The 16,198-nt window shown below is 73.4% G+C and carries 14 protein-coding genes; 8 read left to right on the top strand and 6 right to left on the bottom strand.

From position 1 onward, the window contains the following. A partial coding sequence (locus HN013_RS32535; RefSeq protein ID WP_212765049.1) for a hypothetical protein occupies nt 1-253 on the bottom strand: 253 nt, incomplete at its 3' end. A 231-nt stretch (nt 254-484) separates the two neighbouring features. Here HN013_RS32535 and HN013_RS31420 point away from each other — a divergent pair. Next, complete coding sequence (locus HN013_RS31420; protein WP_249375654.1) at nt 485-1,648, top strand: amidinotransferase; 1,164 nt, start codon at nt 485-487, stop codon at nt 1,646-1,648. Here HN013_RS31420 and HN013_RS31415 read toward each other — a convergent pair. Then, a complete protein-coding gene (locus HN013_RS31415) occupies nt 1,645-4,242 on the bottom strand; it encodes a bifunctional FO biosynthesis protein CofGH (RefSeq protein WP_171172307.1) in 2,598 nt (865 codons plus the stop codon). The two genes, HN013_RS31420 and HN013_RS31415, sit on opposite strands and share 4 nt — an antisense overlap. A gap of 262 nt (nt 4,243-4,504) precedes the next feature. Then, the gene (locus tag HN013_RS31410) at nt 4,505-5,362 is read right to left on the bottom strand and encodes a TIGR03619 family F420-dependent LLM class oxidoreductase (RefSeq protein WP_171172304.1); all 858 of its coding nucleotides are present in this window, start codon (nt 5,360-5,362) and stop codon (nt 4,505-4,507) included. Between the two features lie 187 nt (nt 5,363-5,549). On the opposite strand from HN013_RS31410, the gene HN013_RS31405 reads away from it, so the two are divergent. Next, entirely contained in the window at nt 5,550-7,067 is a 1,518-nt protein-coding gene (locus HN013_RS31405) for a CehA/McbA family metallohydrolase (protein WP_171172302.1), read from the top strand. Between the two features lie 43 nt (nt 7,068-7,110). Here the strand turns inward: HN013_RS31405 and HN013_RS31400 are convergent, their stop codons facing one another. Both HN013_RS31400 and HN013_RS31395 read right to left on the bottom strand, forming a co-directional pair. Continuing rightward, nucleotides 7,111-7,305, bottom strand: coding sequence for a hypothetical protein (locus HN013_RS31400; protein ID WP_171172300.1), 195 nt, complete (start codon nt 7,303-7,305; stop codon nt 7,111-7,113). Beyond that, nucleotides 7,302-8,180: a MerR family transcriptional regulator gene (locus HN013_RS31395; protein WP_171172298.1), complete on the bottom strand. Its 879-nt coding sequence runs from the start codon at nt 8,178-8,180 to the stop codon at nt 7,302-7,304. The genes HN013_RS31400 and HN013_RS31395 overlap by 4 nt, the downstream gene beginning before the upstream one ends. Before the next feature lie 314 nt (nt 8,181-8,494). Between HN013_RS31395 and HN013_RS31390 the strand changes: the two genes are divergently transcribed. The 6 genes from HN013_RS31390 (at nt 8,495) to HN013_RS31365 (ending at nt 14,727) form a co-directional block, all read left to right on the top strand. Beyond that, entirely contained in the window at nt 8,495-8,857 is a 363-nt protein-coding gene (locus HN013_RS31390) for a cupin domain-containing protein (protein ID WP_171172296.1), read from the top strand. Nucleotides 8,858-9,455: 598 nt separating this feature from the next. After that, nucleotides 9,456-12,386 carry a BTAD domain-containing putative transcriptional regulator gene (locus HN013_RS31385; protein ID WP_171172294.1) on the top strand — a complete coding sequence of 977 codons (2,931 nt, stop codon included), beginning with the start codon at nt 9,456-9,458 and terminating at the stop codon, nt 12,384-12,386. 236 nt (nt 12,387-12,622) lie between these two features. Then, a complete protein-coding gene (locus HN013_RS31380; RefSeq protein WP_171172293.1) occupies nt 12,623-12,790 on the top strand; it encodes a hypothetical protein in 168 nt (55 codons plus the stop codon). Nucleotides 12,791-13,148: 358 nt separating this feature from the next. After that, nucleotides 13,149-13,370 (top strand): hypothetical protein, encoded by a 222-nt coding sequence (locus tag HN013_RS31375; protein WP_171172291.1) that lies wholly within the window; start codon nt 13,149-13,151, stop codon nt 13,368-13,370. 582 nt (nt 13,371-13,952) lie between these two features. Continuing rightward, a complete protein-coding gene (locus HN013_RS31370; RefSeq protein WP_171172289.1) occupies nt 13,953-14,258 on the top strand; it encodes a hypothetical protein in 306 nt (101 codons plus the stop codon). A 262-nt stretch (nt 14,259-14,520) separates the two neighbouring features. Further along, nucleotides 14,521-14,727, top strand: coding sequence for a hypothetical protein (locus HN013_RS31365; protein WP_171172288.1), 207 nt, complete (start codon nt 14,521-14,523; stop codon nt 14,725-14,727). 98 nt (nt 14,728-14,825) lie between these two features. Here the strand turns inward: HN013_RS31365 and HN013_RS31360 are convergent. Beyond that, a partial coding sequence (locus HN013_RS31360; RefSeq protein WP_171172286.1) for a PQQ-binding-like beta-propeller repeat protein occupies nt 14,826-16,198 on the bottom strand: 1,373 nt, incomplete at its 5' end.

Raw genomic sequence — 16,198 nt, 5'->3', positions numbered from 1 at the left:
CCTGCGGGGCGGGGCCGCCGGGCACGGGGCCGGGCGGCGGCACCGGCGCGCCCGCGCCCACGGGGCCCGGCGGCGCAGGCGGCGAGGGTACGGCCGGCTGCTGCCCGATCATCGTCGGCTGGGCGTGGCCCGTCCCTTCGGGACCCCAGGTCGGCGGCGGACCGAACCCACCGCCCTGCGGGGGCTGCGGGTTCTGCGGCTGTCCGTTGTGCTGCGGCTGCTGGGGCTGTGGGGGGTTCTGGGGCGAAGACATGCCGGACACCTTATGCGGGTGACTGTCGCCGTCGGATCGAGCCCGTGCGACAGATCGGCAACACCGCGCCCGCGCCCGGGGAAGTGGTCCGGGCGAGCGCACGCGCCCGTCTCCGGCGCACGGACGGGCAGTTGCACCCATCGACGCGGACCGACCGCACGATCCCCACAACTCCAGGCAATGTATTGGATACAGTGAGTTATTGAACTCTGCGATCGAAAGCGGATGAGCATGGCGGAACTGCGGGACTCCGACATTCCGATGGCGGCGACGGCGGAGCCGGCCGGCCCGCCCGTCGGTTCCCACAACGAGTGGGACCCGCTGGAGGAGATCATCGTCGGGCGGCTCGACGACGCGACGATCCCTTCGAACCATCCCGTCGTCGGGTGCAACCTCCCACCCTGGGCGGCACGCCTCCAGGGGCTCGCCGCCGGTCACCGGTACCCGCGCGTGCTGGTCGAACGGGCGCGGCGCGAACTCGACCAGTTCGTCGACCTCCTGCTCTCCCTGGGCATCACGGTCAGGCGCCCGGACGCGGTCGACCACAAACGGCGCTTCGCCACCCCCGACTGGTCGTCGCGCGGCTTCTGCAACACCTGCCCGCGCGACTGTCTGCTGGTGGTCGGCGACGAGATCATCGAGACGCCGATGGCGTGGCCGTGCCGGTACTTCGAGACCCACTCCTACCGCACGCTCCTCAAGGACTACTTCCGGCGCGGCGCGCGCTGGACGGCGGCGCCCAAGCCGCAGCTCACCGACGAACTGTTCGACGCGGACTTCCGCCCCCCGGGGCCGGACGAGCCCCCACGGTTCATCCTCACCGAGTTCGAGCCGGTCTTCGACGCGGCGGACTTCGTCCGGGCGGGACGCGACCTGTTCGTCACCCGCGGCAACGTCACCAACCGCATGGGCGTCGACTGGCTCCGCCGCCATCTCGGGCCGGGCTACCGCGTCCACGAGATCGAGAGCCGCTGCCGCACGCCCATGCACATCGACACCACGTTCCTCCCGCTCGCGCCCGGCAAGGTCCTGGTCAACCCCGAGTACGTCGATATCCACCGGCTGCCCGACATCCTGCGTTCCTGGGACATCCTGATCGCCCCGCAGCCCGACCCCATCGACGACCGTCTGCTCAAACTCACCTCGATGTGCGGCAAGTGGCTCAGTCTGAACGTGCTCTCGGTCGACGGGCACCGGGTGATCGCGGAGCGGCACCACACCGGCATGCTCCGCGCCCTCGAACGGTGGGGGTTCGAACCGATCCCGTGCGACCTGCTGCACTACGCGCCGTTCGGCGGCTCGTTCCACTGCGCGACGCTCGACGTCCGGCGGCGCGGCACCCTCGAGTCGTACTTCGACCGGCCGCGCCGCGCCCGGGGAGCGGGCCGGCCCTAGTCGTCGCCCAGCACCGGCAGCAGCTCCGGCAGGTGCCCGTCCGACGCGGCCGCCGCCCGCTGCCGCTCCTCCGGCACCTCTCCGTACAGCGTGGTCCGCGCCCGGGCCGGCCGGCCCGCGGCCTCGGCGATGGCGACGAGGTCGCGGACCGAGCGGTACGAGCCGTAGGACGAGCCCGCCATCCGGGAGATGGTCTCCTCCATCAGCGTTCCGCCCAGGTCGTTGGCGCCCGACCGCAGCATCTCGGCCGCGCCCTCGGTGCCCAGTTTCACCCAGCTCGTCTGGATGTTGGTGATGTGCGGGTGGAGCAGCACCCGGGCCATCGCCGTCACCGCCCGGTTGTCCCGCATGGTCGGACCCGGCCGGGCGATGCCGGCGAGGTAGACGGGGGCGTTGGTGTGGATGAAGGGCAGGGTGACGAACTCGGTGAAGCCGCCCGTCTCCTTCTGTATCTCCACGAGCTGCCGGAAGTGGCCGAGCCAGTGCCGGGGCTGGTCCACATGCCCGTACATCATCGTGGACGAGCTGCGGAGGCCCAGGGAGTGGGCGGTGGTGACGACCTCCACCCAGTCCTTCGTGGGCAGCTTGCCCTTGGTGAGCACCCAGCGGACCTCGTCGTCGAGGATCTCGGCGGCCGTGCCGGGGATGCTGTCGAGGCCGGCCTCCTTGGCGGCGGCGAGCCAGTCGCGGATCGAAAGGCCGGTCCGCGAGGCGCCGTTGACGACCTCCATGGGCGAGAACGCGTGCACGTGCATCCCCGGCACCCGCTCCTTCACCGCCCGCGCGATGTCGAAGTAGGCGGTGCCCGGCAGGTCGGGGTGGATGCCGCCCTGCATGCACACCTCGACGGCGCCGACCTCCCACGCCTGCTGGGCGCGGTCGGCGACCTGGTCGAGGGAGAGCGTGTAGGCGTCGGCGTCGGTGCGGCGCTGGGCGAAGGCGCAGAACCGGCAGCCGGTGTAGCAGACGTTGGTGAAGTTGATGTTCCTGGTGACGATGTAGGTGACGTCGTCGCCGACCGTCGCCCGCCGCAGGTCGTCGGCGATCCCGCAGAGCGCGTCCAGCGCCGGCCCGTCGGCGTGCAGCAGCACGAGCGCCTCGGCGTCCGTCAGCCGCGTCGGGTCGTCGGCCGCCTGCCCGAGCGCCGCCCGCACGTCCCCGTCCAGCCGCTCGGGGACCATGCCGGGGGCCGCCGCCTCGCGCAGCGCCTCCCAGTCGCCGTACACCTCGTCGAAGTCGGCCCGGCGGTCGCCGGTGCGGCCCTCGCTGTCGATGGTGCGGTGCAGGTCGGTGCGCCCGCTGGGGACGAACACCTCCTCCGGCTCCTGCCAGGGGCGGCCCTCCACCACGGCGTCCTCGCGGGCCAGCCCGGTCTCCGGGTCGGCCAGCGCCCGGACGTGCGGCAGCAGCCGCGGGTCCAGCCAGGGCTCACCGCGCCCGATGAACTCCGGGTAGACGGCGAGACGTTCCTTCAGCTCGAAGCCCTCGGCGGCGGAGCGCTCGGCGAGCTCCTCGATCTGCGGCCAGGGGCGCTCGGGGTTGACGTGGTCCGGGGTGAGCGGCGAGACGCCGCCCCAGTCGTCGACGCCCGCCCGGATGAGCCGGGCGAACTCCTCGTCCACCAGGTTCGGCGGCGCCTGGAGGCAGGCGGACGGGCCCATGACGTGCCGGGCGACGGCCACCGTGGCGACCAGATCGTCCAGTTCCGCGTCGGGCATGCCGCGCATCGCCGTGTCCGGCTTGGCGCGGAAGTTCTGCAGGATGAGCTCCTGGATGCCGTGGTACGCCCGGGAGACGCGGCGCAGCGCGAACAGCGACTCCGCGCGCTCCTCGTGCGTCTCCCCGATCCCCAGCAGCAGCCCGCTGGTCAGCGGCACCGAGCTGCGGCCCGCGTCCTCCAGGTGGCGCAGCCGGACGGCGGGCTCCTTGTCGGGGGAGCCGTGGTGCGGCCCGCCGGGCTCGCTCCACAGCCGGGTGGCCGAGGTCTCCAGCATCAGGCCCATCGACGGCGACACCGGCTTGAGCCGCTGGAAGTCCGTCCAGGACATGACGCCCGGGTTGAGGTGGGGCAGCAGCCCGGTCTCCTCCAGGATCCGGATGGAGATCGCCCGGACGTAGGCGATGGTGTCGTCGTAGCCGTGCGCGTCCAGCCACTCGCGGGCCTCGGGCCAGCGGTCCTCGGGCTTGTCGCCGAGGGTGATCAGGGCTTCCTTGCAGCCGAGTTCGGCGCCTCGGCGGGCAATGGCCAGGACCTCGTCCGGCGACATGAACATCCCCTCGCCCGCGCGGCGGAGCTTGCCGGGGACGGTGGCGAAGGTGCAGTAGTGGCACCGGTCGCGGCAGAGGCGGGTGAGCGGGATGAAGACGCTCTTGGAGTAGGTGATGACGCCGGGCCGGCCCGCGGCCTCCAGGCCCGCGTCCCGCACCCGCGCGGCCGAGGCGCACAGGTCCTCCAGGTCCGCCCCGCGCGCCTGGAGCAGCACGGCCGCCTCGGTGACGTCCAGCGCCACACCGTCCCGGGCCCGTTTGAGCGCGCGTCGCATGGCGTTCGCGGTCGGTGGTGCCGAAACGGGCCGATGTGCGCTCGAAGTCATTCCCCGAGCATACGAGGGCAAAGCGGTGATGCCAGGGGGCATTCCGCCAGGGTTTTTGTGCCGATGCTCACGCCTGGCGGGGCGTTGGCGGAGGGGGTCGGTGAGGGGGTTTTGCCCCGGTCCCTCCCCGGGGGGGACCCCCAACGGGCTGATTCAGCCCGTCCGGCGTTTGAGGACGCGCGCCGCAGGCGCGCTCAAAGGGGTGCGGGGGCTTGCTCCCGCAAGAAACGGTGAAAGGGAGGGACCGGGGCACACCCACCGCTCACAGAAACTCCGCGTGCGCGTCCAGCGCCCGCAGCACCTCCCCCTCCCCCTCCGCGGGCAGCCCCACCACGACCTCCTCGATGCCCAGGTCGGCGAGGTGCGCCAGCTTGCCCGCCGACGGGTGCACGGCGTACGGCACCACGGCCGGTTCGCCCGGCCGGCCCGCGTCGGCCCAGGCCCGGCGCAGCTGGGGCAGGGCCTCGCGCAGCCCGCCGCCGCCGATGGGCAGCCAGCCGTCCGCGTACTCGGCGACGGCCGCGAAGAGCCCCGGCCCGGCGGATCCGCCGATCAGCGTCCGGGGGCCGGTGAGCGGGGGCGCGCCGACCCGTTCGCGCGGCGGGAGCAGCGGCTTGGGGTGGGCCCAGCTGGCCCGGACGGACGCGAACTCGCCCTCGTACGCGGTCGGTTCGTCCGTCCACAGCGCCCGCATCAGCGCCATCCGGTCGCGGACCAGGCGGCGCCGGGTCTTCCAGTCGACGCCGTGGTCGGCGGCCTCCTCCACGTTCCAGCCGAAGCCGATGCCGAGGGTGAACCGGCCGCCGCTCAGCTGGTCCAGGCTGGCCGCCTGCTTGGCCAGGACGACGGGGTCGTGCTGGGCGACGAGCGCGACGCCCGTCCCGACGGCGATCCGGTGGGTGACGGCGGCGGCCTGGGCGAGCGCGACGAACGGGTCGTACGCCCGGCCGTACTCGCGCGGCAGCGGGTCCCCCATCGGCGCGGGGGTCTCCCGGTCGACCGGGATGTGGGTGTGCTGGGGCAGATAGAGACCCGAGAAGCCGCGCTGTTCGAGTTCTCGGGCGAGCCGGACCGGGGTGATCGTCTCGTCCGTGAGGAAGACCGTGGTCGCGATCCGCATGCCGGGGAACCTCCGTCTGTCGCCTGTACCCACGGTAATCCCTGGAGGGCCGCCGGTGACCCATGTCGAACGGGCGACACACAACCGTCGTCCGCCGTACGTTCCCCCGGCCGCCCCGCGGGCGTAGAACGGTGACTGCCGGCACGAGGCGGCACGAGGCGGTACCAGGCGGCGCGGGGAGGTCCGGGTGGAACGGCGGGATGTCCTGAAACTGACGGCTGTCGCGGGAGCGGCGGGTGCCCTTACGCTCGACGGCGTGACGTTCGCTCACGCGGCCGGTCCCCCGGGTACCGGCGGCAACGGCACGACGGAGACGCGCAAGGTGACCGGCAGCCTGCCGGCCGGCGCGCCCGACTTCGTCCACCTCCCCGTGGAAGTGCCGCGCGGCGTCCGTGAGATCGCGGTCTCGTACACCTACGACAGACCCGCCGTACCGCCCGGCGTCCCGGGCAACGCCTGCGACATCGGTGTCTTCGACGAGCGCGGCACCGGCCCCGACGGCTTCCGGGGCTGGTCAGGCGGCGCCCGCACGGAGTTCTCGGTCAGCGCCGAACGGGCCACCCCCGGCTACCTCGCCGGTCCCGTCCGGCCCGGCACCTGGCACGTCGTCCTCGGCCCGTACACGGTGGCGCCGCAGGGCATGCGGTACGAGGTGACGGTCACCCTCCGGTACGGCCGTCCGGGCACCACCCCGGTGCCGGTCCACCCACCGGAGCGGGCGCGGGGCCGCGGCCGCTCCTGGTACCGGGGCGACGGCCATCTGCACAGCGTCCACTCCGACGGGAGCCGCACCCCGGCGGAGATCGCGGCGGCGGCGCGCGCCGCCGGGCTCGACTGGATCGTCAGCACCGAGCACAACACCACCTCCGCCCACGGCGCGTGGCAGGGCCTGTGGGGCGACGACCTGCTGATCCTCACCGGCGAGGAGGTGACCACCCGCAACGGCCACGTCCTGGCCCTCGGCACCGATCCGGGTACGTTCGTCGACTGGCGCCACCGCGCCCGGGACGGCGTCTTCGGCCGCCACGCCCGCGCGATCCGCCGCGCCGGCGGCCTCGTCGTCCCCGCCCATCCCCACGCCGGCTGCGTCGGCTGCTCCTGGAAGTTCGGCTACGCGCACGCGGACGCGGTCGAGGTGTGGAACGGCCCGTACACGCCGGACGACGAGATGGCCGTCGCCACCTGGGACGCGATGCTCGTCGCCGCCGTCCGTGAGGGCGGCCGGTGGCTGCCCGCCATGGGCAACAGCGACGCCCACCGCGAACCGCAGCAGGTCGGCCTCCCGCAGACCGTCGTCCTGGCCGACGACCTGTCGCGGGCGGCCGTCCTGGACGGCATCCGGGCCGGCCGCAGCTGGATCGCCGAGTCCTCGGCCATCGGCCTGACCCTCACCGCCGCGGGCTCCGACGGCAGCCACGCGGGCCTCGGCGAACGGCTGCGCACCGGCCGCGACCGGGAAGTGACGGTCCGGCTGAAGGTCACCGGCACGCCCCCCGGCTGCACGGCGTCCTTCGTGACGGACCAGGGCACCCTGGTCTCCGTCCCCCTCCCCGCCGACGGCCGGGTGGAGTGGCGGACCACTCCGGCCCGTTCGGCCTACGTCCGGGCGGAGATACGACACCCCGCGGCACCGGGGGCGCCGCTGCCCGGCCGGATGGCGGCCCTGACCAACCCCGTCTTCCTGTCCCCTCCACAGGAAGACTGACGGGACCCCGGGAACAGGTGGACCACGGCACGGAACCGCGCCCTCATCCACCGGCCCCCGCGGCCCGCGGCAGGCGGAGGAAGCGCCACAGCCAGAGCGCGGCCAGGGCCACGGGCAGGGCGACGGTCAGGGACCCGGGCAGAACCCCGGCCGCCGACAGGAGGACACAGGGGACGGCCGGGAGGAACAGCGGGAGCGTCGCGAAGAGGGCGAGGAGGGCGCGGGTACGGGTGGTCATGAGTGGGTTCCTTTCTCCTGACGGGTCTTCCGGCGGGGCTCTTGACGGGGCTCCTGGCCGGGCTCCCGGCGGGACGGTGGGCGAGGCGCGTGAACGGCCGCGCGGCGGGCGGCCTCCAGGTAGGCGGAGAGGTCGCGCCAGTCGTCCGCCGGTGCGTCCGGATCGCCGGACAGGGCGGCCGGGTCGTCCCGCCACGCCTCCCGGACCCCGGCCGAGATGCCCCGGTCGCCGCCGGTGAACAGCGTGCCGAGTTCGTCCATGCGGGCCACCAGCCGCCCGACGCGTGGATCGGAGGGCGGGACGCCCTCCGTGCGGAGCCGCTCGGCCCTGCGGTACAGCTCGGGCCATTCGACTTCCAGCAGGTAGTGCGCCGCGGGGCCGAGCCCGCTCACGCGGGCCGCAAGGGCGCCGACCCCGTCGGCGTCCACGTGCCGGCGGAGCACGTGCTCGCCGTGCGCACCCGCACTGCCCGTCGCCCGCAGGGCGTCGAGCAGCAGGGACGCGGCGGGGCCGCCGGTGGACGGCTCCCCCTCGGCCGCCGACAGGGCGTCGCCCAGCCGCACGAGCCGTTGCCGCAGGGTGCCGAGCCGTGCGAGGGACGCCTCCACCTCCGCCAGGTGGTCCCGGACCAGCCGGGCGGGGTCGACGCCGGTGTCGAGGCAGACGCCGATGGTCTCCAGGCTCAGCCCCAGGCCGCGCAGGGCGAGCACCTGGTACAGGCGGACGAGGTCGTCCTCGGTGTACTCGCGGTGGCCGCCGGAGGTGCGCCGGGACGGGCTGAGGAGCCCGATCGTGTCCCAGTGGTGCAGCGTGCGCACGGTCAGCCCGCAGGCCTCGGCCAACGGGCCCACGCGCCAGGTCGTGGAAGCGGTCATGACACCACCCTGCAACCTCACGTCGCGTGAGGTTCAAGTCCGCGCGCCACCGCCCGTCCGCCGTATGCCGGACGGCAGACGCAACCGCCTCCCGGCCGGCGCGGATCCCGCCGATCGGCAGATGCCGCGGGGGCGCGGCCCGCGGAAGAGTGGTGATCGCCAACAGGGACGGACGGCGGCCGCGGATCGAGGAGCGGAAACAGCGCGGCGGACGAACCGGACGTCACCCGTTCGGCCCACACCGATGGCCGCCCGCCGGACCCCCGACTAGCGTCGGAAAGTGACCCCTGCCCCTCCGACAGAGGAGAGCACTCATGGCCGGTCTCGTACGCAAGAGCCTGGACGCTCCGGAAGAGGTCCGTCCGTTCGAGGACGAAAAGGGGAAGCTGGAGCTGATCGACCTGGAGGGCCGCCCGGTGGGCCGGGCGACGTTCGAACCGGGCTGGCGGTGGTCCGAGCACGTCAAGCCGATCGCGGGCACCGACAGCTGTATGCACGCGCACGCCGCCTATGTCGTCTCCGGCCGGATGAGGGTCGTCATGGACGACGGCGAGGAGGACGACTTCGGGCCGGGCGACTGCATGTCCTGCGCGCCGGGGCACGACGCCTGGGTGCTCGGCGACGAGCCCTGTGTCCTGATCGACTGGCAGGGGTTCGCGGACTACGCCAAGCGGTGACACCGGCGGCAGCCCCGGGGGACCCCGGGGCGCCCCGGGCCGCCCCGGGGCGACGCCGTCCGCGAGCGCGTGCCGCGAAATGACCGGCAGCACCCCTTTTGCTCTGCTCCTGCCCCGCGCAAGGGCCTTCCGCGCCGCGCGGCCCGCGACGCCCCTCCCCCTGCGACCCTCGTCACCCCCGCGACGGCCCGCCGGAGAAGGCACCGTCGGTATCCGGCCGGACGGGGCACCCCGCAAACCCTCCCGTACCCCCCGGGCAAATTCCCCCCGCCGCCGCGCCGCCGACACGCCGCCGCACAGCGAACGACGCGCGGCCGGGCCCGCGAGGGCGGTCGATTCCCCGTCCACGAACGGTAGTTGAGCCTCCCGTCCCTGTTCATACGGACGCCGGCGTGCCGAACCCGCCCCCCGTCCGGGCGGAGCCCGCCGCGGACGGCCGAGTTCCGCACCCCCGCCCGGCCGTGCTCCGCGGACGCCCGCCCCACCGTGCCCGCAGCCTTTGAAGGCCCTGTGGAGAGGGCTTGACCGATGCTGACGCCGGGGCCCCGGACAGGGCAGACTGACCGGTGCCACCGAGCAGGACGAGCAGGGGGTCACGATGGCCGGCGACACAGGGCACGGACAGCAGTTGCGTTTCGCCGTGCTCGGGCCCGTCCGCGCCTGGCGCGGCGGCGAGGCACTGCAGACCGGTTCGCCCCAGCAACGGGCCCTGCTCGCCGCCCTGCTGCTGCGCGGCGGACGCACGGCCACGGCGCCGGAGCTGGTGGACGCGCTGTGGGGTGACGACCCGCCGCACGCGGCGCTCGCCGCGCTGCGCACCTACGCCTCCCGGCTGCGCAAGGCGTTCGGGCCGGACGCCGACGTCCTCGTCAGCGAGGCCGGCGGCTACGCGATCCGCACCGGCGTCGGCTGCCTGGACATCGACACCGCCGAACGCCTCGCCGCCGAGGCCGACAAGGCGCGCGCCGCGGGCAACGGGACCCGGGCCCGCGCCCTCATCAACGAGGCCCTGGCCGTCTGGGACGGCGAACCGCTCGCCAACGTCCCCGGCCCGTACGCCGACACACAGCGCACCCGGCTGGAGGAGTGGCGGCTGGGCCTCGTGGAGACCCGGCTCGACCTCGACCTCGAACTCGGTCACCACGCCGAGGCCGTCTCCGAACTCACCGCCCTCACCGCCGCCCACCCGCTGCGCGAGCGGCTGCGCGAACTGCTGATGCTCGCCCTCTACCGCGGCGGCCGGCAGGCCGAGGCGCTGGCCGTCTACACCGACACCCGGCGGCTGCTCGACGACGAGCTGGGCGTCGAGCCGTGCGCCGAGCTCTCCGAGCTCCAGCAGCGCATCCTCCGCGGCGACGCCGACCTCACCCTCCACCTGCCGGCCGACCGCGGCATCGCGGGCCCCACGTTCATCCGGCCCGCCCAACTCCCCGCCACGGTACCGGACTTCACCGGCCGCGACGCCTTCGTCCAGGAGCTCAGCCACCAGCTCGCCACCGCCGAGGGACGGGTGATGGCCGTCTCCGCCGTCGCCGGCATCGGGGGCGTCGGCAAGACGACCCTCGCGGTGCACGTCGCCCACGCCGCCCGCGACCACTTCCCCGACGGCCAGCTCTACGTCGACCTCCAGGGCACCGGGCCCGTCGTCGCCGAACCCGAGGCGGTCCTCGGCGCCTTCCTGCGCGCCCTCGGCATCCCCGACCCGGCCATCCCCGAGGGTCTACAGGAACGTTCCGCCCTCTTCCGCTCCACCCTCGACGGCCGCCGGGTCCTCGCCCTGCTCGACAACGCCCGCGACGCCGCCCAGGTCCGCCCGCTGCTCCCGGGCACGGAGGGCTGCGCCGCCCTCGTCACCAGCCGCACCCGCATGGTCGACCTCGCCGGCGCCCACCTGGTCGACCTCGATGTGATGAGCCCCGAGGAAGCCCTCGTCCTCTTCACCCGGATCGTCGGCACCGAGCGCGTCGCCGCCGAGCGCGACGCCGCCATGGACACCGTCGCCGCCTGCGGCTTCCTCCCACTGGCCATCCGTATCGCGGCGTCCCGCCTCGCCGCCCGCCGCACCTGGACCGTGTCCGTCCTGGCCCGCAAGCTCGCCGACGAACGCCGCCGCCTGGACGAGCTCCGCGCCGGCGACCTCGCCGTCACCGCCAGCTTCGAACTCGGCTACGGCCAGCTCGAACCCGCCCAGGCCCGGGCCTTCCGCCTGCTCGGCCTCCCCGACGGCCCCGACATCTCCCTCACCGCCGCGGCCGCCGTCCTCGACCTCGACGTCGACACGACCGAGGAGCTCCTCGAAACCCTCGTCGACGCCTCGCTCCTGGAATCCGCCGCCCCCGGCCGCTACCGCTACCACGACCTCCTCCGCCTCTACGCCCGCTCCTGCGCCGAACGCGACGAACACCCGCCCGCCGAACGCGAGGCGGCGCTGTCGCGGCTGCTCGACTTCTACCTGGCGACGGCGGCGGGGGTCTATGTGCTGGAGCGGCCCGGGGACCAGCTCCTGAAGAACATCACGCCGACCGCGTACCCCGGGCTGGCGTTCACCGACCGGGCCGCCGGCGCCGACTGGCTGTTCGCGGAGGCGGCGTGCCTGCTGGCCTGCGTACGGCAGCACGCCCAGGACTCGGGCGAGCCGATGCGGAAGGCCGTCGACCTCCTGCTCGCGACCAACGACCTCACCGAGTCGGGCGCCTACTCCCGGCTCTACGCGAACGCGGCGGAGGACCTGCTGGTCACCACCCGGGCGTCGGGGGACATCCGCGCGGAAGGCCGGGCCCGTACCGTTCTCGCCCATGTCCACAGCCTCTCCGGCCGGTTCCCCGAAGCGGAGCACCAGGCCGGCGAGGCGATGCGGCTCGCGCGGGCCGACGGGGACGTCATCCCCTCCTGCATCGCGGCCAACATCCGCGGGATCATCGGCATCTACCAGCACCGGTACGAGGAGGCGGAGGCGTACTGCGGCCAGGCCCTGGCCTCCTTCCGCGCCGACGGCAACCGTCCCGGCGAGGCCAGCGCGCTCAGCAACCTCTCCCGCATCCACGGGGACACCGGCCGCACGGACTCCGCGGTCCGCCTCGCGGAACAGAGCCTCGGCATCTACCACGAGCTCGATGTGTCCTGGCGCCTGGCCAACGGCCACTACGCCTACGGCCTGGCGCTCCACAGCGCCGAACGGCACCAGGAAGCACTGACCCAGTTCGTCGACGCCTTAGCGATCTTCCGCGACAACAGGCAGCGGATGTGGGAGGGCTGGAGCCTCTTCCGCATGGCGGAGGTCCTCCACGCGACGGGCGAGCACGCCCGCGGGGCCGCCCACGCCGAACAGGCCCTCGTCCGGCTCCGCGGCATCGGCGGCGAATGGCGGCGTGGGAACATCCTCACGGTCCTCGGGCACTGCCTCGACCGGCTGGGCCAGCAGGGGCGTGCCCGCGCCTGCTGGACGGATGCGCTGAGCGTGTTCGAGCAGCTGGGCGACGAGGAGGAAGCCTCCGGCGTCCGGGGCCTGTTGACGCGGGTGGACGCGTAGCCCCGGGAGATTCCGGCGCGAACGTTGACGTGGCCGTTCATCGATCGTTTATCGGTTCATGTCATTCTCATATTCACGATCCGTCGCGTCGGGGGGCAGGCGGGTCGCGCCGGAGCACCACGCACCGTGGCGCACGGCTTGGTAGATCCGTCCGGCGATCCTCGGGGGAATCGCCGGACGGGTCGTCCGCCCCGTCGTACCGCACGACTCGCACTGTCCCATGGAGTTGAACAACCATGAGCGAAGAGAAGAAGCTCGACATCACTCTGCCCGCACCGCTCGACGGTCAGGTGCCGGGCACCACGCCGGGTACGGCCACCGCGCCGCTGAAGCCCAAGGCCAAGCAGCTCGGTGACACCCCGGCGAACCCGGACGACCACCACGCGGGCTCCGAGCCGGTCTGACCCGACCGGCCGGACCCGCCCGACGGATCGCGGGGGCTTCGGAATCCGTTTCGACGGAATCTCCGGAGCACCCGCCCCACCGGCAGCCCGCAGGCGAATTCCCAAGGCGCGGGGGAACAGGGGACTTCGCCGGCCGGGCAGCAGCACAGCGGTCGGCATCGGCGACACGGAGGGGGAGCCGTCGATGTCGGCCTCTTCGCATACCCCCACGGCCCGGGACGGCAGCCGCCGGGCGTCGTGAGCCGGGCGCCGTGAAGAGACCCGCGCCCCGGAGCACACCCCCTGAGCACCAAGGGGCCGTGGCGCCATGAACCCACCCCCCTCACCCCCGACAAACCCCCGAGCAAGAGGAGTCATCATGACGGGCTCGACAGCCGACCGCGCCAGGAAGGCACTGGCAGCACTCGCGATCGCCGGAGCGGCAGTGGTGCTGAGCACCACCTCCGCCGCCGCCGACAACCACGCCGGAAGCGCGGGGAACGCGACGAGCGCCGCTCAGTTCGCCCCGCAGTCGTTCGCCGGTTCCCCGGACGGCGTCAACGGAGTGGACGACCACCACGCCAACAGCGCGTCCCTCTGACGGTCGGACAACCGAGTGGCCCACCGCGCCCCACCGCGGTGGGCCACTCGCATGTGTCCGTCAGACGCTCACCGGTTCACGACGGAACCGCACCCGCCGTCGACCTGTATCAGCCCGGCGTGATGGTCGTCCCCACCGCTGACGCCCAGCCGGCCATCACGTGCCACAGTCCCGAGTCCCGCATCGCGCACCTGCATGACTTCCCCCCTCGACGAACTGCACGACGGTTCGAGGCCTCCCGTCCGGGAGTCCGCCCATGCCGAGCACACCTGTTGACGACAGGTGGAAGCGTTGACGGCAGGAGAGCGGTCCCGGACCGGTGACCAGTAGCTCCATTCTCGTGGGGAGCACTGACAACGGCTCCCTGACACCTCGTCAGTAGTGGCACAGCCAGGGGACCAATGTGCGGTCGGCCGACGACTCCCCCGGAACGACTGCTTGAGCTGCCTGTTACCAGCAACACCTCTTATTTCAGGAGTAGTTGAGGCTCAGCCACTCGTTTTCCCATCGCATCTCTGCGAGGTTCAAACGCAACAGATGCATCTGGGAACACATCAGTCACACGCTTCTCAGGGGATACCCATGTCGCAGACCAAGCTCCTCCGCACGAAGAGGGCCTTCGCCGTCCTCGCCATCGCCGGCGCGACCGCCGTCCTCGGCGCCGGCACGGCCCTCGCCGACGACCACCCCGGCAAGGAGGTCTGCATCGCTTCGTTCGGCAGCCACCAGGGCGTGGCGACGGGCACGAACGATGACCACGTCACGGGCACCAATGACGACCACGTCACGGGCACGAACGACGACCACGTCACGGGCACCAATGACGACCACGTCACGGGCACGAACGACGACCACGTCACCGTGGGCACCGGCACCAACAAGGGCTGACAGCCTCACCTGACCACCGAATGGCCTTCCGGGCGATCACGCCCGGAGGGCCATTCGGCATTTCCGCCCCCTGTCGGACTCCTCCCCCTTCGGTGCGCGGTTCCAGACTTAGTTCGCACCGCCTCCTGAAACACACCAACTGCTCGGTATGCAGCGGGTGTTGTCGGCAATAGGACTCGCTTTCCTATTACCCGTCTGCCTAGACTCACGAATCGCAGCTGCATCTGAAGCAACACGGGTAACACCTTTCACAGGAGTCTTCATGTCGCAGACCAAGCTCACCCGCGCGAAGAAGGCGCTCGTCGTCCTCGCCATCGCCGGCGCGGCCACCGCCTTCGGTGCCGGCTCGGCGCTCGCGGACGACCACGTCATGGACAACCACGTGGGCATCACCGCCGGTGTCAACGACGACCACGTCATGGACGACCACGTCATGGATGACCACGTCATGGACAACCACGTCGGCTGACCCACCGCCGCCCCCGTCGGCACACGACGAGTGGCCCACCGCATCCCAGCGGTGGGCCACTCGCTCGTTCCAAGGAGGCGGCGGCGGAGCCGCACGCCTCAACGCCGCGCCTGCCCTGTCCCCTTCGCCGCGTCGAGGGCGTACACGCACCGGTCCTTGCTGCAGGCGTACACCACGCCGCCGGCCGCCAGCGGCGTGCCCGTGATCTCGCCGCCGGTGGCGAGCTTCCAGCGGAGCTGGCCGCCGGCGGCGTCGAGGGCGTAGAGGCAGTGGTCGGCGGAGCCGAAGTGGACGCGGCCGTCGGCGACGACGGGGGAGCCGACGATGTCGCCGCCGGCGGCGAAGCGCCAGCGGGGGGTGCCCGTCACCGCGTCCAGGGTGTAGAGGGCGCCGCCGCTGCCGAGGTGGACGAGGCCGCCGGAGACGAGCACGGGCTCGGTGGACTGGCGGGCCTCGGTGGCGATGCGCCAGCGCTCCTGGCCGGTGGCGGCGTCGAGGGCGTAGACGGTACCGAGGTAGTCGGCCGCGTAGACGCCGCCGTTGCCCTCGGCGGGCGGGCTGAGGAACACCGCGGGCGCCTCGAAGCGCCAGCGGACGTCGCCGCGGGCGGTGTCGAGGGCGAGCAGGCGGGTGCCGGCGGCGACGTACACGACGCCGTCGGGGGCGGCGCGCAGCCGTACGGGGACGCCGCCGCAGGAGCCGGTGTCGCCGACGGGGTAGGTCCAGCGCTCGGTGCCGCTGCGGGCGTCGAGGGCGCGCAGCCGGGCGTCGGACCAGATGAAGACGGTGCCGTCCTGGACGACGGGGCCGCAGTCGGGGGTCTCGAAGTCGGTCTGAAGACCGCTGGTCTCCCAGAGGAGTTCGCCGGTGGCGGCCTCCCACGCCTGGGCACCGCCGCCGCGGGTGCCGGTCACCACGGTGCCGCGGTCGGTGTCGAGCGAGTACACCCAGCCGTCGGTGGACAGCCGCCAGCGTTCCGCGCCGTCGGCGGCGTCGAGGGCGTACAGGGTCGGCCCGTCGGTGGCGTGTATGCGGCCGTCGGCGACGGCCATGGCCCAGGCGACGTCACGGGTCTTGAACTGCCGCCGCCCGCTGGCCACGTCGAGCGCGTGGACCTCGAAGGAGGTGACGTACACCAGGTCGCCGGAGACGACGGGCGTGCCCCAGACGTCGTTGGACATCCGGAACCGCCACGGCCGCCAACGGGCCGGATCCACCGTCGCGTTGGGGGCGGGCTCGGGTGCCGCGGGGGCCGCCGCGGCGCCGGGCGGGCGGACCCAGCCGGTGGCGGTGCCGGCCGCCGCGGGCGCGTACGGGTCGTGGGCGTCGGCGACGCGCGGCCCGGGGCCGATCGGCACCTGGGCGCCGGAGAGCCGTACGGAGCCGTCGTCGGTGAAGACGGGCGCGGCCGCGTGCCGCCCCTGGGCGGGAGCGGGGGCGGGGGCGGCGACCGGGCCGCCGCGCGGGTCGG

Source organism: Streptomyces sp. I05A-00742, assembly GCF_013055795.1.
Lineage (GTDB): Bacteria > Actinomycetota > Actinomycetes > Streptomycetales > Streptomycetaceae > Streptomyces.
This window is presented reverse-complemented; position numbering and strand designations above follow the sequence as displayed.

Coding starts and splice junctions, on each gene's coding strand:
- HN013_RS31375 (WP_171172291.1), top strand. CDS start 13,149: ATGACGGGCTCGACAGCCGACCGCGCCAGGAAGGCACTGGCAGCACTC.
- HN013_RS31370 (WP_171172289.1), top strand. CDS start 13,953: ATGTCGCAGACCAAGCTCCTCCGCACGAAGAGGGCCTTCGCCGTCCTC.
- HN013_RS31365 (WP_171172288.1), top strand. CDS start 14,521: ATGTCGCAGACCAAGCTCACCCGCGCGAAGAAGGCGCTCGTCGTCCTC.
- HN013_RS31420 (WP_249375654.1), top strand. CDS start 485: ATGGCGGAACTGCGGGACTCCGACATTCCGATGGCGGCGACGGCGGAG.
- HN013_RS31395 (WP_171172298.1), bottom strand. CDS start 8,180: ATGACCGCTTCCACGACCTGGCGCGTGGGCCCGTTGGCCGAGGCCTGC.
- HN013_RS31390 (WP_171172296.1), top strand. CDS start 8,495: ATGGCCGGTCTCGTACGCAAGAGCCTGGACGCTCCGGAAGAGGTCCGT.
- HN013_RS31400 (WP_171172300.1), bottom strand. CDS start 7,305: ATGACCACCCGTACCCGCGCCCTCCTCGCCCTCTTCGCGACGCTCCCG.
- HN013_RS31385 (WP_171172294.1), top strand. CDS start 9,456: ATGGCCGGCGACACAGGGCACGGACAGCAGTTGCGTTTCGCCGTGCTC.
- HN013_RS31410 (WP_171172304.1), bottom strand. CDS start 5,362: ATGCGGATCGCGACCACGGTCTTCCTCACGGACGAGACGATCACCCCG.
- HN013_RS31380 (WP_171172293.1), top strand. CDS start 12,623: ATGAGCGAAGAGAAGAAGCTCGACATCACTCTGCCCGCACCGCTCGAC.
- HN013_RS31415 (WP_171172307.1), bottom strand. CDS start 4,242: ATGACTTCGAGCGCACATCGGCCCGTTTCGGCACCACCGACCGCGAAC.